Source organism: Paraburkholderia largidicola (assembly GCF_013426895.1).
GTDB lineage: Bacteria > Pseudomonadota > Gammaproteobacteria > Burkholderiales > Burkholderiaceae > Paraburkholderia > Paraburkholderia largidicola.
Genome location: NZ_AP023174.1, coordinates 1,404,398 through 1,425,693, shown reverse-complemented (window position 1 = coordinate 1,425,693; position 21,296 = coordinate 1,404,398). Strand labels below are relative to the sequence as shown.

Below are 21,296 nucleotides of genomic sequence, written 5' to 3'. Positions count from 1 at the left end.
TCTGCGGGTGCGGGCGCCTCGTCAGGCGCCCGGTCCAGCAGGCGAAAATCTGTCGCATGCAGAAAAACCGACGCCCAGGCGTCGGTTTTTTTTCGCTTCCATCGCCATTTCACGATGCGAAAAATTTTTTTGCGTCGTAAAAAATCGTGTTGCACGGCACAACAGAGGATGTTGCAACATGGAAAATCTCATTTCTCATTGCGGAACGAATCACATAACCCATTGAAAAATATCATGTAAAAATCGCCGAAAAAGCCTTGATGGTGTCTGTTCCGCGTAATGCCTTAAGCCTAGACTCTTATATAAGACTTCACGAAACGAAATGCCCCCGGCAGTCTCGCTTCGCGGTCACGAGTCCACCGAACCCTCTTGCAAGGCACAAGGAGCACACCATGACGCGCAACGACCAGGCAAAACAACTTCAGCAACAATGGGAAACGGACAGCCGCTGGAAGGGCATCAAGCGCGGCTTCACGGCGGAAGACGTCGTGCGCCTGCGTGGCTCGCTGCAAGCGGAACACACCATCGCGCGCCACGGCGCTGAAAAGCTGTGGAACGACATGCACGGACAGCCGTTCGTCAACGCGCTCGGCGCACTGACGGGCAATCAGGCGATGCAGCAGGTCAAGGCCGGCCTGAAGGCGATCTATCTGTCCGGCTGGCAGGTTGCCGGTGACGCCAACGTGGCAGGTGAAATGTATCCCGACCAGTCACTGTATCCGGCGAACTCGGTGCCGCTCGTGGTCAAGCGCATCAACAACACGCTCACGCGTGCCGACCAGATCCAATGGTCGGAAGGCAAGAATCCCGGCGATGAAGGCTATATCGACTACTTCGCGCCGATCGTCGCCGACGCGGAAGCCGGTTTCGGCGGCGTGCTGAACGCGTTTGAACTGATGAAGGCGATGATCGAAGCGGGCGCCGCGGGCGTGCACTTCGAGGACCAGCTGGCATCCGTGAAGAAGTGCGGCCACATGGGCGGCAAGGTGCTCGTGCCGACCCGCGAAAACGTCGCGAAGCTGACGGCCGCGCGTCTCGCTGCCGACGTGTGCGGCGTGCCGACCGTGCTGATCGCCCGCACCGACGCGGAAGCCGCCGACCTGGTCACCTCCGACATCGACGACAACGACAAGCCGTTTCTCACAGGCGAGCGCACGGTGGAAGGCTTCTTCCGCACCAAGCCGGGCCTCGAGCAAGCCGTGTCGCGCGGTCTCGCGTATGCGCCTTACGCCGATCTGATCTGGTGCGAGACGGGCAAGCCCGACCTCGAATACGCGAAGAAATTCGCCGAAGCGATCCACAAGGAATTCCCGGGCAAGATGCTGTCGTACAACTGCTCGCCGTCGTTCAACTGGAAGAAGAACCTGGACGACGCGACCATCGCGAAGTTCCAGAAGGAACTCGGCGCGATGGGCTACAAGTTCCAGTTCATCACGCTGGCCGGCTTCCACGCGCTGAACTACTCGATGTTCAACCTCGCGCACGGCTACGCCCGTCAGCAGATGAGCGCGTTCGTCGAACTGCAGCAGGCCGAGTTCGCCGCCGCCGAAAAGGGCTTCACGGCCGTCAAGCACCAGCGCGAAGTGGGCACGGGTTACTTCGACGCCGTCACACAGACGGTCGAGCGCGATGCGTCGACGACGGCCCTGCACGGGTCGACGGAAGACGAACAGTTCTTCGACAACAAGAAGGTCGCCTGAAGCGTCTGACGTCCTCTGACGTCGGCGGATTCAACGGCCGGAAGATACGCGCCTCTCACTCGCAGCAACGTGAAGAACGGCCCCGCAGAGGGCCGGTTTCCAGCACTTCCAGGGAGGAAGGTCGGGCGGTCTGTCTATGACGCCCGATATGAATGAGACGAACCTGAGAGAAATCAACACGACACATTCGACGGCAAGCCGCACCAGGCTGCCGCTGTCATGAATCGCGCGCCGGCTATCCGCTGGCGCGCGTTTTTCGGATGCCCGGGCCAGAACCCGGAATCCTCAAAGAACGCGGCCGAACACGCCCATCACCGATAGACGATCACCGGAATTTTCGTATGCGTGAGCACGCGCTGCGTCTCGCTGCCGATCAGTAGACTGCCGAGTCCGCGCCGCCCATGCGAGGCCATGAAGATCACGTCACAACCGCCCGACTCGGCCGCTTCGATGATGCCCAGATAAGGCGACGGATGGACGCTCGTCTGGCTCGTGCACTCGACACCCGCGCCGCGCGCCGCCTCCTCCACTTCCTGCAGATGCTGGCGCGCCTCGCGCTCGCTGCGGTCCTGAAAGTCCACGGGCGGCTCGATCACGACTTCGGAAAACGGAGAGTACGGATATTGCGGCAGGCACGCGTACGCCGTCACGCGCGCGCCGACGGCCTGGGCGAGATCGATTGCGCCGTCGATCGCCTTCTTCGACAGGTCCGAACCATCTGTCGGAACGAGGATGTGCTTGAACATGGTGCCCTCCGTCGTCGACTGCAGGTGTGGAATGCGCGCACATGCCGTTCGCGGCCTCGCAACTGGCGAGCAGGATCGCGAGTCCCGGCATGCGCGTGCAACCGCCTGCGCCGCAGCGGTCGTGATGCCGCGCGGCGGGCTGTCAGAACGATTGTAGTGCGCCGAAAAGTCGCGCAAGCGGTGCGTGCGGGCATGTCCGCATATCGGAAACCCGCGCGCGATGCGGGCCTCGCAACACGGTGCGCGCCGCGCTCAGCCCCAATACGCGGGATTTCCGTACGTATGCTTGAGGAAATCGAGAAAAAGACGCACGCGCAACGGCAAATGCCGCCGCTGCGGAAACACCGCGTGAATGCCAATGGGCGGCGCGGCGAAATCGTCGAGCACGCTGACGAGGCGCCCCGCCGCGATGTCCATGCCGACTTCCCACCACGAGCGCCACGCGAGCCCATAGCCTTCCAGGCACCATTCGTGAAGCACCGCGCCGTCCGAGCATTCCATCGTGCCCGACACCTTGATCGTGACGACCTTGTCGCCCTGCTGGAACACCCAGCCGCGCTGCTGGTTCGCGCTCGCGCCGAGCGCAAGGCAATTGTGATGCGCGAGATCGGCCAGGGTCTGCGGCGCCGCGCGACGTGCAAGGTAGGTCGGCGATGCGACGCATACGCGCTTGTTCTCACCGAGTCTCAGGGAGACAAGCGACGAATCAGGCAATTCACCAAGCCGTATCGCGCAGTCGAAACCTTCGTTGACGAGATCGACCATGCGATCGGACAGATCGAGAGAGATCGATACGTCGGGATGCGCGACGGTGAACGCGGGCACGAGCGGCGCGACATGCCGCCGCCCGAATCCGGCGGGCGCCGACACGCGCAGATGCCCGCTCGCCTTCACGCCGCCCGCCGACACGCTCGCCTCGGCGTTCTGCATGTCGTGAATGATGCGCTGACAGTCTTCGAGAAACGCCGAGCCTTCGTAAGTCAGCGTGATGCGGCGCGTGGTCCGCACGAGCAGCTTGACGCCGAGCCGTTCCTCGAGCGCGTCGATGCGGCGTCCGATGATCGCGGGCGCGACGCCTTCGGCCTGCGCCGCCGCCGACAGGCTGCCGCGCGCCGCGACGGTCACGAAAGTCTCGATCTGCTTGAAGCGGTCCATCGGCGGTCGATTGCGCGCGTCGATCGCGCACGAATAAGAAGTCGCGTCAGATTAGGTTGATGAAAGTAAAAGATCAAGTGATCTTTAGAGTCTTTTTTAGCACAAGCCGTCACGAATAGAATCGATCCTGACCTCTGATGGAGCGCAAGGCAATGTCGGCCACAACGACACTCTTCCCCAAGGCAGTGATACTCGACGCGTACGGCACGCTATTCGACGTGCATTCCGTCGTCGCTGCTGCGGAGCAGATGTTTCCGGGCCATGGCGATGCGCTTTCGCAGTTGTGGCGGCAAAAACAGATCGAATACACGCAGTTGCGCACGGCCTCCGATCCCGCCGGTGCGCGCTACGAGCCGTTCTGGAACATCACGCTCGACGCGCTGCGTTTCTCCGCGCGCAAGCTCGGCCTCGCGTTGAACGCAGCCGGCGAAAAACGCCTGATGGATGAATACGCGTGCCTGTCCGCGTTTCCCGACGTGCTGCCCGCGTTGCGCCAGCTGCGCGACGTGCGCGCGACGGGGCGCGCTGAGCCGATCGGTCTGGCGATCCTGTCGAACGGCAATCCGCAGATGCTCGACATCGCGGTGAAGAGCGCCGGCATGTCCGGACTGTTCGATCACGTGCTGTCGGTGGACGCCGTGCGCGCGTTCAAGCCGGCGCCCGCGACCTACGCGCTCGGCACGCAGGCATTCGGCGTGGCCGCACGCGAAATCGTGTTCGTGTCGTCGAACGGCTGGGACGCGAGCGGCGCCAACTGGTTCGGCTACACCGTGTTCTGGCTGAACCGCCAGGGCGCGCCCGCCGAGGAACTCGGCGTCACGCCGCACGGCACGGGCAGGAGCATGAGCGATTTGATGAGCTTTATCGAACACCAGGCGTCGTCCTGGAAACCAGCGAAACCGGAAAAAAGTAGCCGCACGCGCCACAGCCCTGGCGCATGACGACACAGAGCCGGTTGAAGCGACACATTGCAATTGCATCACCACACGTTTTTGAAACTGACCGACCAAGGAGAAATCATGGCGAACACGTTGTCGCTCCCGCAGGGCATGAAAATCACCGGCGAGATCAAGCCCGGCTTCGAAGCGATTCTGACGCCGCAAGCGCTCGAACTCGTCGCCGCCCTGCACCGGACCTTCGAGCCGCGTCGCCAGCAATTGCTCAAGGCGCGCGCCGAACGGGCGCAGCGTCTGGACGCGGGCGAACGCCCTGACTTCCTCGCCGGGACAAAGAGCATCCGCGAAGCCGACTGGACGATCGCTCCGCTGCCGCAGGATCTGCAATGCCGCCGCGTCGAGATCACGGGTCCCGTCGAGCGCAAGATGATCATCAATGCGCTGAACTCGGGCGCGGATTCGTACATGACCGACTTCGAGGATTCGAATGCGCCGAGCTGGGACAACCAGATCACCGGCCATATCAACCTGAAGGACGCGGTGCGCCGCACGATCTCGCTTGAGCAGAACGGCAAGTCGTACAAGCTGAACGAGAAGATCGCGACGCTGATCGTGCGTCCGCGCGGCTGGCACCTCGACGAGAAGCATGTGAGCGTCGACGGCCAGCGCGTGTCGGGCGGCATCTTCGACTTCGCGCTGTTCCTGCATCACAACGCGAAGGAGCAACTGTCGCGCGGCACGGGCCCCTACTTCTATCTGCCGAAGCTGGAGAGCCATCTCGAAGCGCGTCTTTGGAACGACATCTTCGTCGCCGCGCAGGAAGCCGTGGGCGTGCCGCGCGGCACGATTCGCGCGACCGTGCTGATCGAAACGATCCTGGCTGCGTTCGAAATGGATGAGATCCTGTATGAATTGCGCGAACATAGCTCGGGCCTGAACGCGGGACGTTGGGACTACATCTTCTCGGCGATCAAGAAGTTTAAGAACGACAAGGACTTCTGCCTGGCCGACCGCTCGCAGATCACGATGACGGTGCCGTTCATGCGCGCGTACGCGCTGCAACTTCTGAAGACGTGCCACCGCCGCAATGCGCCTGCCATCGGCGGCATGAGCGCGCTGATTCCGATCAAGAGCGACGCGGCCGCGAACGACAAGGCCATGGCCGGCGTGCGCTCGGACAAGGCACGCGACGCGACGGACGGCTACGACGGCGGCTGGGTCGCGCACCCGGGACTCGTGCCCATCGCGATGGAAGAGTTCGTGAAGGTGCTCGGCGACAAGCCGAACCAGATCGGCAAGCAACGCGTCGACGTGCAGGTGACGGGCAAGGATCTGCTCGACTTCCGTCCGGAAGCACCGATCACCGAGGCCGGGTTGCGCAACAACATCAACGTCGGCATTCACTACCTTGGCTCGTGGCTCGCAGGCAATGGCTGCGTCCCCATTCATAACCTGATGGAAGACGCGGCGACGGCGGAAATCTCGCGCTCGCAGGTATGGCAGTGGATCCGCTCGCCGAAGGGCAAGCTGGACGATGGCCGCAAGGTGACGGCCGGACTCGTGCGGGATTTGACGGCGCAGGAACTCGACAAGGTAAAGGCCGCGATCACCAGCGATACGAAACCGTACGATCGCGCCGCGCAGATCTTCAGCGACATGTCGACGTCGGAGAATTTCACCGAGTTCCTGACGTTGCCGCTTTACGAAGAACTCTGAGCAACGCGTCTGCTCGAAGGTTGACCGACCGGGATGGCCTGGCGGGCGTCATGCCTGCTGGGCCATTCTTTTTTATCGACTGCGCTGCCCCGACACGCCTTCAGCGCCCGTTCGAACGCCGATGCTCGACCCAATCGCCGCTGCGTATCTCGGGCAGCCCTTTGACGGCATCCCGCTGCACCGGATAGTAACGGCACGTGACGGGCGTGCCTTCGACATCGACGGTCACTTCACGCGGCATGAACAGACCTTCGACGCCCGGATAGACCTGCTCGATCTCATCGAGCACGGCGACGAGTTCGTCGTCGATCGCGTAGACGTCGCCGCGCACGTGAACGCCTGCGTCGTCGGGCACCAGGCCCGGGTAGGCGCCGAAATCGAACAGACGGCCGCGCAAGGTGGCCGAACCCACCAGCGTCGGCGAAGCGATATCGTTGCGCGCCGCAGCAGCGCCAATGTCATTGATTTCACCGGCACGCAAGGTGCCATACACAAAGACGTTTTGCATCAGTTCCCTACCCTCCCGTCCAGACCATATCCGTTCATGATTTGAGGCTTTACAGAAGCGGCGCGCTCGCCGCCAGCACGCCGTCGCTGTCCGCATACACCCATTCGCCCGGCCGCACGGCCGAGCCGGGCAAACGTACGGGCACATCGCGCTCGCCGCCACCGCGCTTCTCGCTGCGCTGCGGATGGGTCGCGAGCGCGACGATACCAATGTTGCATTCGTTCAGCTCCAGCACGTCTCGCACGCAACCGTACACGACGATGCCCGCCCAGCCATTCTTCTCACCGAGCTTGCCCAGATTGCCGCCGATCAGCGCGCACCGCAGGCTGCCGCCGCCGTCGATCACCAGCACACGGCCTGCGCCTTTCTCTTCGAGCGTCGCACGCACCAACGTGTTGTCTTCGAACACTTTGAGCGTGACGACCTCGCCCCCAAAACACGACGCGCGGCCGAAACGGCTGAATACGGGATCGAGCACGCGCAACGTACCGGCGGCGAGTTGATCTTCGTGCGCGTCGCACAGGTCGGCTGTGGCAAAGTTCATGGGCTTCTCCCGTCGGTGAAACGAATCCGGTGCATTATGCCGCGCCATTTTTTCGATGTCGCATCGTCCTTTCGGCCAATGTTCGGACGGCGCGCACGACCCTACAATGACAAGCGTCATACGGCAGATTCGCTGCCGCCCACTCCGTTACGCCATGACTGACGCTGCCCGCTCAACAGCCCGTTCAACGCCGCCTGCATCGAAGGCGGCTGCCGAAATGTCGACGCGCGTCGACTTCGCCGATATTCCGCCGGAGTTCGCGCCCACCCCGACGCATCCCATCCGCGTGCGCTCGCGGCCCATGCCCGCTGGCGTGCGCATCGCGCGGCACACGCACGCGTGGGCGCAAGTCGCGTATGCGTCGCGCGGCGTGCTGCGGGTGGGTACGTTCGGCACGACGTGGATGGTGCCGCCGTCGCGCGCAATCTGGGTGCCCCCGTATGTGCTGCACGAAGTGACCATCGTCGAAGAGGCGTTTCTGCGCACGCTTTACGTCAACGAGACGGTCGTGCCGCCAGGACTCGATGCCTGCCGGGTCGTCGAGGTCTCCGGGCTGTTGCGCGAAGTCATTGCCTCGCTGGACACCCCCGGCTTGCCGCCCGACCGCGAACGCCTGCTCGGCTCGCTGGCGCTCGACGAAATTACGCGGTCGCAGCCTTTGCCGCTGTCCGTGCCGATGCCGACGGAAAAACGTCTGCGTGCGTTGTGCGAAGCAGTACTCGCCGATCCCGCGAATACGGATTCACTGGAACGATGGGCGTCGACGGTTGGCGCGAGCACGCGGACGATCGCGCGGCTGTTTCGTCAGGAACTGGGAGTGAGCTTTTCGCAATGGCGTCAGCAAGCCGTGCTGGCCCGCGCAATCCCGTTGCTCAGTCAGGGGCGACCGTTGTCGCATGTCGCGCGAGAGCTGGGCTACCAGAGTCAGAGCGCGTTTTCCGCGATGTTCCGTCGCGCGTTCGGCGAAAGTCCGCGGGCGTTCATGGTGCGCGGTGCGGAGCATCGGCGCGACGAACGGGAACGGGATGAAGACGATCAGGACGATCAGAGTTGATGCAACGGCGTGTCGCCGCAACCTGGAAGGCGCAGTCGATGCGCCAGCAACCTGCTCAGACGCGCCGCGCCATATGCCGGATCGAGCCGAGCTGTGCGAGCCGCGGGCCGGCGAGCCGGTAGCCCATCCGTTGATAGAGACGTGCGGCGGGATTGTCGACGAAGACGCGCAACTGTAGTTCGGAGAGACCGCGCGCCCTCGCCCAACGGTGCGACGTGTTCAACAGATACGTGCCCGCGCCGCGCCGCCGGTGGCCTTCGGCGATCTGTACGTCGCGGATATGCAGGGAGTCGCCTTCCTCCGTGATGCGCAACACACCGATCCGTTCGCCGTCCGCTTCGAGAATGAAATTTTCCGATTCGCGCCAGCTCGCGAGAAACAGGTCGCTGCGCCACACGAGATGATGCCGGCGGTAATACCCGCCCATGTTGCTGCGCGTCAGCGCCTCGGCGAACGAGAAGTCGTCCATGCTGGCCTTGCGCAAATGGAAGGGAGATGGATCGTCAGTCGGGTCGAGCATCGTGCAAGGACGAAAGAGTCGGTCCGCTCAACGTTAAGACACGCGGACCGCGCTGGCAATGGCTGTTTGCCCCACAGTGACGCATGCTGCGCCCCGGATGTCAGTGCAAGCTATGACGAATGGTAAGCGCAAAAACAAAAAGCCCGCTGACAACTCAGCGGGCTTCTTACTTCTGGCGGAGCGGACGGGACTCGAACCCGCGACCCCCGGCGTGACAGGCCGGTATTCTAACCGACTGAACTACCGCTCCAGTCTTGCTACCTGACTTGCGAGCGTCGGTTATTTCTCGCAAGCGCATTACCTGAACTTCAAGTAACGCCAGTATTCTGGCGTCCCCTAGGGGATTCGAACCCCTGTACTCACCGTGAAAGGGTGATGTCCTAGGCCTCTAGACGAAGGGGACAACGTACTTCATATGCTACTGCTTACACCTTTAATGAAAAAGCCCGCTCACCGAACGGGCTTAATCTGGCGGAGTGGACGGGACTCGAACCCGCGACCCCCGGCGTGACAGGCCGGTATTCTAACCGACTGAACTACCACTCCAGTCTTGCTACCTGACTTGCGAGCGTCGGTTACTTCTCGCAAGCGCATTACTTGAATCTCAAGCAACGCCAGTATTTGGCGTCCCCTAGGGGATTCGAACCCCTGTACTCACCGTGAAAGGGTGATGTCCTAGGCCTCTAGACGAAGGGGACATAATCTTTTCAGATCTGTCTCGTTCTTGCTGCTAACTTCATTCATCAGCAGCGAAGACCGCTATTCTAACTGCTTTACTACCGCTTGTGAAGTTCTTTTTTCTACAACTTCCAGCTAACCGGAAGAACTTCACTCTGCTCTGATGGTGGAGGTAAGCGGGATCGAACCGCTGACCTCTTGCATGCCATGCAAGCGCTCTCCCAGCTGAGCTATACCCCCTTGCAGAACAGAAGCGAGATTGTAGTGAGCAATTTTCGCTTTGTAAATACCTCTTAACTCGCTTTCTACAATTTTTTTGCGAAGCCGCACGACGATGCCCCGCGGCCTCGCTTCGTCTGCTCAGGCAAGCGCCTTTTCGATACGGCGCACAGCCACGTCGCGCCCGAACAGCATCAGCACGCTATCGATGGACGGCGTATGCGTCGTGCCCGCCACCAGCAAACGCACAGGCATCGCGAGCTGCGGCATCTTCAGCTTGTGTGTGCCGAGCGTCGCCTTCAACGCAGCGGCGATGCCCTCCTTCGTCCACTCGCAGCTCTTCAATGCTGCAGCGAGATCGGCGAGCGCGGGACGCACGACATCCGTTACATGCTGTGCGAGCGCGTCGGCATCCGGATTCGGTTCGCGATAGAACATCGCAGCGTTGTCCACGATCTCCTTCACCGTCGACGCGCGATCTTTCATCAGCCCGATCACCGCCACCAAGTCCGCGCCCTTCGCGAGCGTCGCTTCGTCGATGCCGAGCGCCGCAAAGAACGGCTTGCTCAAATCGGCGAGGCGCGCGTTGTCCGCTTCCTTGATGTAGTGGTTGTTCAGCCAGCTCAGCTTGTTGTGGTCGTACTGCGCCGGCGACTTGCCGAGGTGCTCGAGATCGAACCATTCGATCAGTTGCTCACGCGAGAAGATTTCCGCGTCGCCATGCGACCAGCCCAGACGCGCGAGATAATTCAGCACGGCTTCCGGCAGATAGCCGGCATCGCGATAACCCATCACGCTCATCGCGCCATGCCGCTTGCTCATCTTCTCGCCCTGCTCGTTCAGCACGGTGGGCAGGTGCGCGTAGACAGGCGGCTCGGCGCCGAGCGCGCGCAGGATGTTGATCTGGCGCGGCGTGTTGTTGACGTGGTCGTCGCCGCGAATCACGTGCGTGATCTTCATGTCGAGATCGTCGACGACCACGCAGAAGTTATAGGTCGGCGTGCCGTCCGGGCGCGCAATCACGAGATCGTCGAGTTCTTCATTCGAGATTTCGACGCGGCCCTTCACGGCATCGTCCCACGCGACCACGCCCGTCAGCGGATTACGGAAACGCAGCACGGGTTCCACGCCCGCGGGCGGCGTCGGCAGTACCTTGCCGGGCTCGGGGCGCCACGTGCCGTCATAGCGCGGCTTTTCGCCGGCCGCGCGCTGACGCTCGCGCAACGCGTCGAGTTCTTCCGTCGACATGTAGCACGGATACACGAGGCCCTGCTCCTGCATCTGCTTGAGCACTTCGCGATACCGGTCCATGCGCTGCATCTGATAGAACGGACCTTCGTCGTAATCGAGGCCGAGCCATTGCATGCCTTCGAGAATCGCATCGACGGATTGCTCGGTTGAGCGCTCGACGTCGGTGTCCTCGATGCGCAGCACGAACACACCCTTCGTTTTGCGCGCAAACGCCCACGGATACAGCGCAGAGCGAATGTTGCCGAGGTGGATGAAGCCGGTGGGGCTCGGTGCGAAGCGGGTGCGAACGGGAGTGGTCATGTGCGGTAACTCGGAGACGGACGCCTGCGCCGGCGAACATCGAAGCCTGGCGCGGCAACAGAAACGGATCGCGCCCGGCGACGGTGACAACGCCTGCCGACGGCGCGAACGCAATTGAAAAAGAGAGACGAATTATACCCGTCGAACACTGACAACATGGGTTTGCAGGCGCGTCCGGCAGCGCGCCGGACGGCATAAGCCGAAACATCGGACAGCGGACGTCGTCAGGACCCGATACTGACAACTGCGCCTGTAGACGGTTTCCTCAACCGTGTGTCGCCAATTGTCGCCGCATGTCCGCTTTGCATTATGATGTGCGCGCGCTGCCCGTCCGGCTCCAGCCAGGCTCCGGTCAGCGCGCGAGGATCGCCGCCGGCGATCGCTTTTGCATGACACGCGGCACGACACTTTCGCATGGACGTCGGCGCCGTCGCTGGAGAATTCGTTGAAACCGTCATCGCCACGCCTGTCCCGCCGCACGTTCTCGATTGCCGCGGCCTCCGCTGTTCTCTCCGCCTGCGCGTCGACGGGCAGCAAGCCCGACACTGTCACGCCCACGCCCAGCACCGCGTCCGTCCCGCCGACGCCGTCCGTCAAGCCGCAACGGCCGCTGCGCATCGGGCTTGCGCTCGGCGGCGGCGCGGCACGTGGCTTTGCGCATATCGGCGTGATCAAGGCACTGGAGGCGCGCAACATCCAGGTCGATCTGATATGCGGGACGAGCGCCGGCTCGGTGGTCGGCGCGCTGTACGCGTCGGGCCTGAACGGTTTCGCGCTCAACAAGCTCGCGCTGACCATGGACGAAGCATCGATCAGCGACTGGGCCATGCCGTTTCGCACGCGCGGTTTTCTGCAAGGCGTCGCACTCCAGAACTACCTGAACAAGACGCTCGACAATCGCCCGATCGAAAAGATGGCGAAGCCGCTCGGTGTCGTCGCAACGGATCTGAAAACCGGTCAGCCGATTCTCTTCCAGCGCGGCAACACGGGTATCGCGGTGCGCGCCTCGTCGAGCGTGCCGTCGGTGTTCGAACCGGTGAAGATCGGCGGGCATGAATACGTGGACGGCGGCCTCGTCAGCCCGGTGCCTGCGTCGTTCGCGCGCAAGATGGGCGCGGACTTCGTGATCGCCGTCGACATTTCCGCGCGGCCCGAAACGGCGCTGACCGAAAGCTCGTTCGACGTGCTGATGCAGACGTTCACGATCATGGGTCAGACCATCAAGGCATACGAGCTCGACAAATACGCCGACGTCGTGATCCGTCCGAATCTGAACGCGATGAGCGGCACCGACTTCGGACAACGCAACGCGGCGATTCTCGCAGGCGAGGAAGCCGCCGCGCGCATCGCGCCCGAACTGCTGCGCAAACTGGCGGCGGCGCGCGCAACGGCCTGACGGGCAGCGGCGTCATAGGCGAAAACGGACGCAGCAAAGCAAAAGGCCCGCTTCGATGAAGCGGGCCTTTTCTTTGAAACCGGTCAACCGACGATCGTCTTAGTTGCTGCCACCGATCGTCGCGCTCACGCGCTGGCGCAGCTCCTGCTGCTGCGGCACCGTCGATTCGATCCGGCGCGCGCCCGTGAAGCGTTTTTCCCAGTAGCCGTCATCCATGTCGTCGACGCGGATCGTGCTGCCCGTAGAGGGCGAATGCACGAACTTGTTGTCGCCGATGTAGATGCCGACGTGCGAGAACGTACGGCGCATCGTGTTGAAGAACACGAGATCGCCCGGCTTCAGGTCGGAAACCCGAACCTTTTCGCCGACACGGCTCATTTCTTCCGCACGGCGCGGCAGTGCCATGCCCAGCGTGTCCTGGAACACGTAGCGCACGAAGCCGCTGCAGTCGAGGCCGGAATCCGGCGTATCGCCGCCCCAGCGGTAACGCACGCCGATCATGTTGAGGGCGCCGACCACCACATCACCCGCCTTGCCGGCCATGCCGGACAAAAACGAACGAGCGCCGCTCTCGGAATTCGAGGCAGCGCTTTGGGTGCTTTGTGTGGTGGAGGACACTGAACTCGACCCGGAAGAGGTCGAGAATGAGGCATTCTGGTTAAAGCTGCTTACTTCATCGGCGAAAGCGCCGGGAGCTGCGGCCATCAGTACGCCAATGAACATCCCGGCGACGACGCGCGTGCAAGCCTGGGTTAGGTTTTGGTGCTGCATTGGTCTGGTGGTTGGTCTTGGTTAGGGCTGGGTGCGGCGGTAGTTTTTGCCTGAAAATCAACAGGCTAGGAAAAAAGTTTGGTCGATACTAGCCAGTAAGTATTCCAATGTCAAAACAAATAGAAAAAAACAATGGGTCGCCGCACCCAATTGGTGAATGTCAAGTCGTCAAGGCCGCTTTCAACAGCTTACGTGTGTAAGGGTGGGTCGGTTGGGCGAAGATCTGCTCGACCTCGCCCGTCTCCACGATCGCCCCGTTCTGCATGACGGCAACGCGATGCGCCATCGCGCCGATCACGGCCAGATCGTGGCTGATGAACACGAAACCCAGGTTGTACTTGCGTTGCAGACCCGCGAGCAGCTTCAACACCTGTTGCTGGATCGAGACGTCCAGCGCGCTGGTCGGTTCGTCGAGAATCAGGATGCGCGGCTCCAGTACCAATGCGCGCGCAATCGCAATGCGCTGCCGCTGTCCGCCGGAGAATTCGTGCGGATAGCGATACAGCGCCGTCCGGTCGATCCCCACCTCGCGCAGCACGTTGATCACCTTGTCGCGCCGCGCATCGGCATTCAGTTGCGGCCGGTGCAGCGCCAGCCCTTCGCCGACGATCCGCTCGATCGTCTGCCGTGGTGAAAGTGAACTAAAAGGATCCTGAAAGACGACCTGCATATTCGACCGAAGCGTGGTCTGCTCGCGCCCCCGATAACTCCCCAGCGCCCTGCCCTGAAACTCGATCGCGCCGTGCGAGGTTCGTTGCAGGCCGAGCAGCGCCATCGCGAGTGTCGATTTGCCCGACCCCGACTCGCCGACAATGCCGAGCGTTTCGCCCTGCCGCACCGACACCGTCGCGTCGTCGACCGCGCGAAAACGGCCCGACTGAAACCAGCCGGCCATGCCAGGCAGCTTCGTCCGGAAATCGACGCTGACGTCGCGTGCGTCGAGCAGCACGGGCGCGATCGGCAGCACGGGCACGACGGCGCGCTCCGGGCGGCTTTGGAGCAGGCGCTGCGTGTATGGATGCTGCGGCGACGCGAACAGCGTATCGACCGGCCCGCTTTCGACCAGCACACCCTTCTCCATCACCGCGACGCGTTGCGCGAAGTGGCGCACGAGGTTCAGATCGTGCGTGATCAGCAACACGGCCATGCCGCGCTTTTCGGCTTCCTCGCGTTGCAGTTCGAGCAGCAGCTCGACGATCTGCGCGCGGATCGTCACGTCGAGTGCCGTCGTCGGTTCGTCCGCGAGCAGCAGCCGCGGACGGCACGCGAGCGCCATCGCGATCATCGCGCGCTGCCGCTGGCCGCCCGACAACTGGTGCGGGTAGCTGTTCACCCGCTTGCCCGGCTCCGTGATGCCCGTGCGGTCGAGCAGCGCGACGGCGCGCTTGCGCGCTTCGTTGGCGCTCACGCCATCGTGCAGCACGATGGTCTCCGCGATCTGATCGCCGATGGTGTACAGCGGATTGAGCGCCGTCATCGGCTCCTGAAAGATCATCGCGATAGCGGAGCCACGCATCCCGCGCATTTCACGTTCGCTCTTCGCCAGCAGATCTTCGCCGTCGAAGCGCACCACGCCGCGCGTCTGCGCGTCGTTCAACAGACGCAGGATCGACAGCGCCGTCACGCTCTTACCGGAGCCCGACTCGCCGACCAGCGCGACGCGCTCGCCGCGGCCGATCGTGAGCGACACATCGTCGACAGCCACCGTGTCGCCGAAGGTCACGCGCAGATGATCGAGTTCGAGCAGCGGCCCGTCGTGTTTCATCGAGTGGGCGCTCACTGGTTGCCTCCCGCCTTCATAGCGTCGGAGATGCGCGTGTCGAGCGCGTTGCGCAGCGCGTCGCCCATGAACGTCAACAGCAGCAGCGTCACGACCAGCACGCCGAACGTCCACATCGAGATCCACCACGCATCGAGATTCGCTTTGCCTTGCGCGAGCAGTTCGCCGAGGCTCGGCGTCGGCGGCGGGACGCCAAGGCCGAGAAAATCGAGGCTCGTCAGCGCGAGGATCGCGCCGCTCATCCGAAACGGCAGAAACGTAATGACGGGCGTCAGGCTATTGGGTAACACGTGTCGCCAGATGATCTGCCAGTTCGACAAGCCCATGGCTCGCGCGGCGCGCACGTAGTCCTGTTGCCGGTTGCGCAGAAACTCGGCCCGCACGTAGTCGGCGAGGCCGATCCAGCCGAACAGCGACAACAGCACGATCAGCAGGATGAAGCCCGGCTCGAAGATCGAGGCAAAGATGATCAGCAGATACAGCTCCGGCATCGCGCTCCATATTTCGATCAGACGCTGCCCGAAGATGTCCGTCTTGCCGCCGAAGTAACCCTGCACGGCGCCCGCCAGCACGCCGAGCACGGTGCCGATGAAGGTCAGCACCAGCGCGAACTCCACCGACACGCGAAAGCCATACACGAGCCGCGCGAACAGATCGCGGCCGCGATCGTCGGTGCCGAGCCAGTTGTCGCGTGAAGGCGGCGCCGGATTCGGCCGCTTCGAGAAATAGTTGAGCGTGTCGTAGTAGTACCGGTTCAGCGGATAGATCACAAAGTTGCCGGGCGCGTCGAGACGCTGCTTGACGTACGGATCGAGGTAATCCGCGGGCGTCGGGAAGTCGCCGCCGAAGGTCGTCTCCGCGTAGTCCTTCACGAGCGGGAAATAGTAGTGGCCGTCGTACCGCACGACGACCGGCTTGTCGTTCGACCACAGCGGCGCGGCAAGGCTCGCCGCAAACGCGACGACGAATACGATCAGACTCCAGTAACCCAGCCGCTGCTGACGGAAGCGCAGCCACACGCGGCGCGCGGGCGACGGCGACACGAACGCGCGCACCGGCTGCGCGCGCGACACTTCGGCATCTGTACGAACGCGGCTCAAATCAGCGCTCCAGTTGTTCGAATTGAATGCGTGGATCGACCCACACGTAGCAGAGATCGGAGATGAGCTTGGTCGCGAGCCCGATCAGCGTGAAGAGATAGAGCGTGCCGAGCACGACGGGATAGTCGCGCCGCACGACCGACTCATACGACAGCAGCCCGAGCCCGTCGAGCGAGAACAGCGTTTCGATCAGCAGGCTGCCCGTGAAGAACGCGCCGATGAACGCGGCCGGAAATCCGACGATCAACGGCAACAGCGCGTTACGGAACACGTGCTTCCACAGCACGCGGCGCTCGGACAGCCCTTTCGCGCGCGCGGTCAGCACGTATTGCTTGCGGATTTCGTCGAGAAACGCGTTCTTGGTCAGCATCGTCACGACCGCGAAGCTGCCGACCACGGAGGCCACGATCGGCAGCGTGATGTGCCACAGGTAATCGAGAATCTTGCCGAAGAAGCTCAACTGGTCCCAGTTATCGGATGTGAGATTGCGCAGCGGGAACAGCTGCAGGAACGAGCCGCCGCCGAACAGCACCAGCAGCAGCACCCCGAGCACGAAGCCGGGAATCGCGTAGCCGACCAGCACGACGAGGCTCGTCCCCACGTCGAAGCGCGAACCGTTGCGCACCGCTTTCGCGATGCCGAGCGGCACCGATATCAGATATGTGAGGAAGAACGTCCATAGCCCGATGCTGATCGACACGGGCAGCTTGGACACGATCAGCGACCACACGCTTTGATGCCGGAAATAGCTTTGTCCGAGATCGAAGTGAGAGAAGCGCTTGAGCATCAGCCAGTAGCGTTCGAGCGGCGGTTTGTCGAAGCCGTACAACGCCTTGAGTTGCGCGATCTGCTGCGCGTCGACGCCGCTATGCGCGCGCAGCCCGAACGGCGCACCGCCTTCAGCCGTACTGCGCCGCAGTTCGTGCACCGCCTGCTCGACGGGTCCGCCCGGCACGAACTGGATCACGACGAAAGTCAGCGTGAGGACGCCGATCAACGTCGGGATCATCAATAGCAGACGTTTGAGGATGTAGCTCCACATGGCGGCCGTCCAGAATCAAAAGTACATGATGGGGTACGCGGTCAGCGCGCTCATTGCGGCGTGGCGAACCACCACATCGAAGTGATCCATCCTTCCGCCGTATAGTACAGCGGCAAGGTGCCGGGCCACGCGAGACCACGCTTGAACGCGACGCGATGCGTCGCGCTGTACCAGTGCGGCACCATGTAATAGCCGTTGATCAGCACGCGATCGAGCGCGTGCGTGGCATCGACAAGTTGTTCGCGGGTCTGCGCGCCGACCAGTGCGCGCAGGATCGCATCGATGGCGGGCGACTTCAGGCCGATCAGATTGCCCGAGCCCGGCTCGCCTGCCGCCTTGCTGCCGAACCGGTCGATCATGTCCGCGCCCGGCACCTGCACGTCGGGAAAGCGGATGGTCGTGACGTCGAAGTCGAACGCGTCGAGACGCTTCTGATACACCGCGAAATCCGCCGTGCGCGTACGCGCCACGATGCCGAGCTTTTGCAGATTGCGCACGAAGGTGGCGTACACCGGGTCGAACGATGCCGACGAACCCGAGTCGTCGAGTATCTCGAACACGAACGGCTCGCCCTTCGCGTTGCGCAATGCGCCGTCGCGATACGTCCAGCCGGCCTGCGCGAGCAGCGCGCGCGCTTCGAGCAGATTCGCGCGCAACGAACCGGGCGGGTCCGTGTCGGGTTGCTTCGGCGGCTCGCCGAACACGCCTGGCTCGAGCTGCGCGCGCCATGGCTCGAGCAGTTTCAGTTCGCCCGGCGACGGCATGCCTTTCGCTTGCAGATCCGTGTTGACGAAGTAGCTGTCGATCCGCTTGTACTGGCTGTAGAACAGTTGCCGGTTGAGCCACTGGAAGTCGAGCGCGAGATCGAGCGCCTTGCGCACCCGCACGTCCGAGAATAGCGGCCGGCGCTGGTTCAGGATAAAGCCCTGCATCCCCGTGCCGTTATGTTGCGGAAATTCGCGCTTGATCAGCTCGCCGCTGTCGAACTTCTTGCCGACATCGCGGCGCACCCAGTTGCGCGCGACGTATTCGACGAGCGCATCGTACTCGCCCGCCTTGAATGCTTCGAGACGCGCGGTGCCATCCGAATACAGCTTGTAGTTGATGCGCTCGAAGTTATACATGCCGACGCGCACGGGCAGCTTGTCGCCCCAGTACTTCGGGTCGCGTTTGTAGGTGATCGTGCGGCCGTTGTCGTAACTCTCGATCAGATACGGCCCGCTGCCGATCGGTTTTTCGAACGCGAGCTGATCGAACGCCGTGCGGCTGCCGTCCGGCTTCATGCCCCACTTGCGCGAGAACACGGGCATGCCGCCCGCGAGCAACGGCAGCTCGCGATCGTGCTGCTTGAATTCGAAGCGCACGGTCGCCGGGTCGACGATCACGACGCGCGTGATCTCCGCGAAATACGCGGCGAACTGCGGCGCGGCCTGCGGGCTTTTCAGCGTGTCGAACGAGAACTTTACGTCTTCGGCCGTGACGGGGTCACCGTTCGAAAAGTGCGCGCGCGGATTGATATGGAAGGTCGTCGACAGGCCGTCCGCCGCAACGGCGATATCGTCGGCCAGCAAACCGTAGGCGGACGCGACTTCATCCGCGCTGCCCGTCGTCAGGCTCTCGAACAGCAGCCCGATGCCGGGCGCCGCGCTGCCGCGCATCGTGAACGGATTGAATTTGTCGAAGCTCGTCGAACGGTCGGGATTCGCGAGCACCAGCGTGCCGCCGCGCGGCGCGTCGGGATTGACGTAGTCGAAGTGTTTGAAGTCAGGCGGATATTTCGGGTTGCCGTACTGCGCGATCGCATACGCGGCCTGCGCATGCTGCGACGTCATGAGCGACAACGCGATCAGCGAGCCGACGCACGTGGCGAGCGCGACGCGCGGCAAGGGACGCAACAGCGGACGAATCAGTGTGCGCCATTTCGGGCGCGGCGCTTCAACCCGTCGCGTGCCTGCGGTCATAGGTGCCTTGTTGGTCGGTGGGCAGTTGCAATGTGAGAGAATTCTACCCAAAATCCCGCGCGTTCCCGCACTCTGTCATCGCGGCGCGCTGACCTCATTAGGAGAATCCATGGGCTTCCTCGCTGGTAAACGAATCTTGCTGACGGGCCTGCTGTCGAACCGTTCGATCGCGTACGGTATCGCGCAGGCCTGCAAGCGCGAAGGCGCTGAACTCGCGTTCACGTACGTCGGCGAACGCTTCAAGGATCGCATCACCGAATTCGCGACCGAATTCGGCAGCAATCTGATCTTCCCCTGCGACGTCGCCGACGACGCGCAAATCGACGCACTCTTCGTTTCGCTGAAAGAGCATTGGGACAGCCTCGACGGCCTCGTTCACTCGATCGGCTTCGCGCCGCGTGAAGCGATCGCAGGCGACTTCCTCGACGGCATGACGCGCGAAAACTTCCGCATTGCACACGACATCTCCGCCTACAGCTTCCCCGCGCTCGCGAAGGCCGCTCTGCCGATGCTGTCGAACGACGCTGCGCTGCTCACGCTGTCGTACCTCGGCGCAGAAAAAGCGATCCCGAACTACAACACGATGGGCCTCGCGAAAGCATCGCTCGAAGCGAGCGTGCGTTATCTCGCAGTGTCGCTGGGCGGCAAGGGCGTTCGCGTGAACGGCATTTCGGCAGGCCCGATCAAGACGCTCGCGGCAAGCGGCATCAAGGGCTTCGGCAAGATTCTCGATTTCGTCGAGGGCAACGCACCGCTCAAGCGCAATGTCACGATCGAACAGGTCGGCAATGCAGCGGCGTTTCTGATGTCGGACCTCGCCGCCGGTGTGACGGCTGAGATCATGCATGTCGATAGCGGCTTCAGCGCCGTGGTCGGCGGCATGGCTGCTGTCAGCGAGTAACGTCGCCTGCTCGCGTAAGCGAGCGCGTCGTTGCGCGTGCAACGATAAAAAAACCGCCCCGAGGGGCGGTTTTTTGTTGGCGCATTCATGAGCGCACCCGTCGTGGCCCGGGATCAATGCCAGCCGTTGTGACGGCCGTTGTCCCAGTGGCCATTCCCATGACCATGTCCATGATCGTAGCCGCCATGGTGACGATAGTAGTCGTCGCGGCCCCAGTAGCGGCGGCCATCCCAGTAGCGGTCGCCATGCCAGCCGATCACGATGGCGGGCCCAGCGACGACGGGCACCGGTTGATACGGCTGGTACACGACGGGCGGCGGAGGCGGCGGCGGCGGTGCATACACAGGCGCCGGCGCGACGTAGACGGGAGCGGGAATACCGATGTTGACACCGACGTTCAGTCCCCCAGCCATCGCCGCACTCGACGCGCCAATCGCGAGCACGCCAGCGATCAACGGGATAAGACGCATGGACTTCATGGTTTCACCTTTTCTTTGCGGGAGTTGTGTTTTATCGACTGCTTGATTCGAATATAACAAAGCGACGCTTAACGCGTATTTCAACTTTGTAATAACTGATGCATAACTTCGCGTCGCAAAGCACTTCGTAACGTCCTGTTACACGCGACAGCATTTGGTCATATGCCCCGCTCTTCCACTGTTGTGCGCATGCACGTTTCGCGGATTTCGTCGCCGGTTCGCAAAATGCAGGCGATTCGTTTGGTAATGCCAGGCAAAAAGATATCCACGTGAAACGCTTGAATGGCGCATTCATCGCGAATGCAATTCACCAATACCGATGTTTACGGACCCGGGAATGAAAAGTTGAGACTGCGCGGCATAAATCACGAAGGCACATGAAACGGACGCGCAAAAAACAAAACCCCGCAGAGCCGCAGCTCTACGGGGTTCCACCGCCATTTCTGGCGGAGACGGAGGGATTCGAACCCTCGATCCAGGTTTTGGCCCAGATGCTCCCTTAGCAGGGGAGTGCCTTCGACCTCTCGGCCACGTCTCCCAAACTTTCGCTTGCGCCAGGGAGGCAGCGCAACGAAGCCA

The 21,296-nt window shown here is 62.5% G+C and carries 19 protein-coding genes and 6 tRNA genes; 6 read left to right on the top strand and 19 right to left on the bottom strand.

Going from position 1 to position 21,296, the window contains the following annotated elements:
- Positions 1-21 precede the first annotated feature (21 nt).
- Positions 22-180, bottom strand: coding sequence for a hypothetical protein (locus PPGU16_RS06365; RefSeq protein WP_180722164.1), 159 nt, complete (start codon positions 178-180; stop codon positions 22-24).
- 212 nt (positions 181-392) lie between these two features.
- On the opposite strand from PPGU16_RS06365, the gene aceA reads away from it, so the two are divergent.
- Positions 393-1,700 carry an isocitrate lyase gene (aceA, locus tag PPGU16_RS06360; protein ID WP_180722163.1) on the top strand — a complete coding sequence of 436 codons (1,308 nt, stop codon included), beginning with the start codon at positions 393-395 and terminating at the stop codon, positions 1,698-1,700.
- Positions 1,701-2,011: 311 nt separating this feature from the next.
- On the opposite strand, the gene PPGU16_RS06355 is transcribed toward aceA, so the two are convergent.
- Both PPGU16_RS06355 and PPGU16_RS06350 read right to left on the bottom strand, forming a co-directional pair.
- A complete protein-coding gene (locus PPGU16_RS06355) occupies positions 2,012-2,446 on the bottom strand; it encodes a universal stress protein (protein ID WP_007580518.1) in 435 nt (144 codons plus the stop codon).
- Positions 2,447-2,698: 252 nt separating this feature from the next.
- Positions 2,699-3,601 carry a LysR family transcriptional regulator gene (locus tag PPGU16_RS06350; protein WP_180722162.1) on the bottom strand — a complete coding sequence of 301 codons (903 nt, stop codon included), beginning with the start codon at positions 3,599-3,601 and terminating at the stop codon, positions 2,699-2,701.
- A gap of 152 nt (positions 3,602-3,753) precedes the next feature.
- On the opposite strand from PPGU16_RS06350, the gene PPGU16_RS06345 reads away from it, so the two are divergent.
- Both PPGU16_RS06345 and aceB read left to right on the top strand, forming a co-directional pair.
- On the top strand, positions 3,754-4,542 hold the full coding sequence (locus PPGU16_RS06345) for a haloacid dehalogenase type II (RefSeq protein WP_180722161.1): 789 nt from the start codon (positions 3,754-3,756) through the stop codon (positions 4,540-4,542).
- A 78-nt stretch (positions 4,543-4,620) separates the two neighbouring features.
- The gene (gene aceB / locus PPGU16_RS06340; protein ID WP_180722160.1) at positions 4,621-6,213 is read left to right on the top strand and encodes a malate synthase A; all 1,593 of its coding nucleotides are present in this window, start codon (positions 4,621-4,623) and stop codon (positions 6,211-6,213) included.
- A gap of 100 nt (positions 6,214-6,313) precedes the next feature.
- Here aceB and PPGU16_RS06335 read toward each other — a convergent pair whose 3' ends face one another.
- Positions 6,314-6,721 carry a gamma-glutamylcyclotransferase family protein gene (locus PPGU16_RS06335; protein ID WP_180722159.1) on the bottom strand — a complete coding sequence of 136 codons (408 nt, stop codon included), beginning with the start codon at positions 6,719-6,721 and terminating at the stop codon, positions 6,314-6,316.
- Between the two features lie 49 nt (positions 6,722-6,770).
- Positions 6,771-7,265, bottom strand: coding sequence for a ribonuclease E activity regulator RraA (rraA, locus tag PPGU16_RS06330; RefSeq protein WP_180722158.1), 495 nt, complete (start codon positions 7,263-7,265; stop codon positions 6,771-6,773).
- A 217-nt stretch (positions 7,266-7,482) separates the two neighbouring features.
- Between rraA and PPGU16_RS06325 the strand changes: the two genes are divergently transcribed.
- The gene (locus PPGU16_RS06325) at positions 7,483-8,319 is read left to right on the top strand and encodes an AraC family transcriptional regulator (protein ID WP_180722157.1); all 837 of its coding nucleotides are present in this window, start codon (positions 7,483-7,485) and stop codon (positions 8,317-8,319) included.
- 55 nt (positions 8,320-8,374) lie between these two features.
- Here the strand turns inward: PPGU16_RS06325 and PPGU16_RS06320 are convergent, their stop codons facing one another.
- The 7 genes from PPGU16_RS06320 to gltX form a co-directional block, all read right to left on the bottom strand.
- Positions 8,375-8,839, bottom strand: coding sequence for a GNAT family N-acetyltransferase (locus PPGU16_RS06320; RefSeq protein ID WP_180722156.1), 465 nt, complete (start codon positions 8,837-8,839; stop codon positions 8,375-8,377).
- 173 nt (positions 8,840-9,012) lie between these two features.
- A tRNA-Asp gene (locus PPGU16_RS06315) sits at positions 9,013-9,089 on the bottom strand.
- 77 nt (positions 9,090-9,166) lie between these two features.
- Positions 9,167-9,242 (bottom strand) — tRNA-Glu (locus PPGU16_RS06310).
- 66 nt (positions 9,243-9,308) lie between these two features.
- A tRNA-Asp gene (locus PPGU16_RS06305) sits at positions 9,309-9,385 on the bottom strand.
- Positions 9,386-9,461: 76 nt separating this feature from the next.
- A tRNA-Glu gene (locus PPGU16_RS06300) sits at positions 9,462-9,537 on the bottom strand.
- A gap of 144 nt (positions 9,538-9,681) precedes the next feature.
- Positions 9,682-9,757, bottom strand: a tRNA-Ala gene (locus PPGU16_RS06295).
- 120 nt (positions 9,758-9,877) lie between these two features.
- Complete coding sequence (gene gltX, locus PPGU16_RS06290; protein ID WP_180722155.1) at positions 9,878-11,287, bottom strand: glutamate--tRNA ligase; 1,410 nt, start codon at positions 11,285-11,287, stop codon at positions 9,878-9,880.
- Between the two features lie 445 nt (positions 11,288-11,732).
- Between gltX and PPGU16_RS06285 the strand changes: the two genes are divergently transcribed.
- Positions 11,733-12,683 (top strand): patatin-like phospholipase family protein, encoded by a 951-nt coding sequence (locus tag PPGU16_RS06285; protein ID WP_180722154.1) that lies wholly within the window; start codon positions 11,733-11,735, stop codon positions 12,681-12,683.
- A 99-nt stretch (positions 12,684-12,782) separates the two neighbouring features.
- On the opposite strand, the gene PPGU16_RS06280 is transcribed toward PPGU16_RS06285, so the two are convergent.
- The 5 genes from PPGU16_RS06280 to PPGU16_RS06260 all read right to left on the bottom strand — a co-directional run bounded on the left by PPGU16_RS06280 (position 12,783) and on the right by PPGU16_RS06260 (position 19,337).
- On the bottom strand, positions 12,783-13,454 hold the full coding sequence (locus PPGU16_RS06280; protein ID WP_062915242.1) for a C40 family peptidase: 672 nt from the start codon (positions 13,452-13,454) through the stop codon (positions 12,783-12,785).
- Positions 13,455-13,614: 160 nt separating this feature from the next.
- On the bottom strand, positions 13,615-15,219 hold the full coding sequence (locus tag PPGU16_RS06275) for an ABC transporter ATP-binding protein (RefSeq protein ID WP_180722560.1): 1,605 nt from the start codon (positions 15,217-15,219) through the stop codon (positions 13,615-13,617).
- An 11-nt stretch (positions 15,220-15,230) separates the two neighbouring features.
- On the bottom strand, positions 15,231-16,334 hold the full coding sequence (locus PPGU16_RS06270; protein WP_042307186.1) for an ABC transporter permease: 1,104 nt from the start codon (positions 16,332-16,334) through the stop codon (positions 15,231-15,233).
- A gap of 1 nt (position 16,335) precedes the next feature.
- Positions 16,336-17,376: a microcin C ABC transporter permease YejB gene (locus PPGU16_RS06265; RefSeq protein ID WP_180722153.1), complete on the bottom strand. Its 1,041-nt coding sequence runs from the start codon at positions 17,374-17,376 to the stop codon at positions 16,336-16,338.
- Positions 17,377-17,426: 50 nt separating this feature from the next.
- The gene (locus PPGU16_RS06260) at positions 17,427-19,337 is read right to left on the bottom strand and encodes an extracellular solute-binding protein (RefSeq protein WP_180722152.1); all 1,911 of its coding nucleotides are present in this window, start codon (positions 19,335-19,337) and stop codon (positions 17,427-17,429) included.
- Positions 19,338-19,446: 109 nt separating this feature from the next.
- Here PPGU16_RS06260 and fabI point away from each other — a divergent pair, with 109 nt between their 5' ends.
- A complete protein-coding gene (gene fabI / locus PPGU16_RS06255) occupies positions 19,447-20,238 on the top strand; it encodes an enoyl-ACP reductase FabI (protein WP_180722151.1) in 792 nt (263 codons plus the stop codon).
- Positions 20,239-20,351: 113 nt separating this feature from the next.
- Here the strand turns inward: fabI and PPGU16_RS06250 are convergent, their stop codons facing one another.
- Together PPGU16_RS06250 and PPGU16_RS06245 are read right to left on the bottom strand one after the other, a co-directional pair.
- Positions 20,352-20,717, bottom strand: coding sequence for a hypothetical protein (locus PPGU16_RS06250; protein ID WP_180722150.1), 366 nt, complete (start codon positions 20,715-20,717; stop codon positions 20,352-20,354).
- A gap of 444 nt (positions 20,718-21,161) precedes the next feature.
- Positions 21,162-21,255 (bottom strand) — tRNA-Ser (locus PPGU16_RS06245).
- Between the last annotated feature and the right edge of the window lie 41 nt (positions 21,256-21,296).

What these genes read in the sequence shown, in the direction of transcription:
- aceB (WP_180722160.1), top strand. Translation starts at nt 4,621, where the DNA reads ATGGCGAACACGTTGTCGCTCCCGCAGGGCATGAAAATCACCGGCGAG.
- PPGU16_RS06275 (WP_180722560.1), bottom strand. Translation starts at nt 15,219, where the DNA reads ATGAAACACGACGGGCCGCTGCTCGAACTCGATCATCTGCGCGTGACC.
- PPGU16_RS06350 (WP_180722162.1), bottom strand. Translation starts at nt 3,601, where the DNA reads ATGGACCGCTTCAAGCAGATCGAGACTTTCGTGACCGTCGCGGCGCGC.
- PPGU16_RS06345 (WP_180722161.1), top strand. Translation starts at nt 3,754, where the DNA reads ATGTCGGCCACAACGACACTCTTCCCCAAGGCAGTGATACTCGACGCG.
- PPGU16_RS06320 (WP_180722156.1), bottom strand. Translation starts at nt 8,839, where the DNA reads ATGCTCGACCCGACTGACGATCCATCTCCCTTCCATTTGCGCAAGGCC.
- PPGU16_RS06365 (WP_180722164.1), bottom strand. Translation starts at nt 180, where the DNA reads ATGTTGCAACATCCTCTGTTGTGCCGTGCAACACGATTTTTTACGACG.
- PPGU16_RS06355 (WP_007580518.1), bottom strand. Translation starts at nt 2,446, where the DNA reads ATGTTCAAGCACATCCTCGTTCCGACAGATGGTTCGGACCTGTCGAAG.
- PPGU16_RS06260 (WP_180722152.1), bottom strand. Translation starts at nt 19,337, where the DNA reads ATGACCGCAGGCACGCGACGGGTTGAAGCGCCGCGCCCGAAATGGCGC.
- rraA (WP_180722158.1), bottom strand. Translation starts at nt 7,265, where the DNA reads ATGAACTTTGCCACAGCCGACCTGTGCGACGCGCACGAAGATCAACTC.
- PPGU16_RS06325 (WP_180722157.1), top strand. Translation starts at nt 7,483, where the DNA reads ATGTCGACGCGCGTCGACTTCGCCGATATTCCGCCGGAGTTCGCGCCC.
- PPGU16_RS06250 (WP_180722150.1), bottom strand. Translation starts at nt 20,717, where the DNA reads ATGAAGTCCATGCGTCTTATCCCGTTGATCGCTGGCGTGCTCGCGATT.
- PPGU16_RS06335 (WP_180722159.1), bottom strand. Translation starts at nt 6,721, where the DNA reads ATGCAAAACGTCTTTGTGTATGGCACCTTGCGTGCCGGTGAAATCAAT.
- aceA (WP_180722163.1), top strand. Translation starts at nt 393, where the DNA reads ATGACGCGCAACGACCAGGCAAAACAACTTCAGCAACAATGGGAAACG.
- PPGU16_RS06265 (WP_180722153.1), bottom strand. Translation starts at nt 17,376, where the DNA reads ATGTGGAGCTACATCCTCAAACGTCTGCTATTGATGATCCCGACGTTG.
- PPGU16_RS06280 (WP_062915242.1), bottom strand. Translation starts at nt 13,454, where the DNA reads ATGCAGCACCAAAACCTAACCCAGGCTTGCACGCGCGTCGTCGCCGGG.
- gltX (WP_180722155.1), bottom strand. Translation starts at nt 11,287, where the DNA reads ATGACCACTCCCGTTCGCACCCGCTTCGCACCGAGCCCCACCGGCTTC.
- fabI (WP_180722151.1), top strand. Translation starts at nt 19,447, where the DNA reads ATGGGCTTCCTCGCTGGTAAACGAATCTTGCTGACGGGCCTGCTGTCG.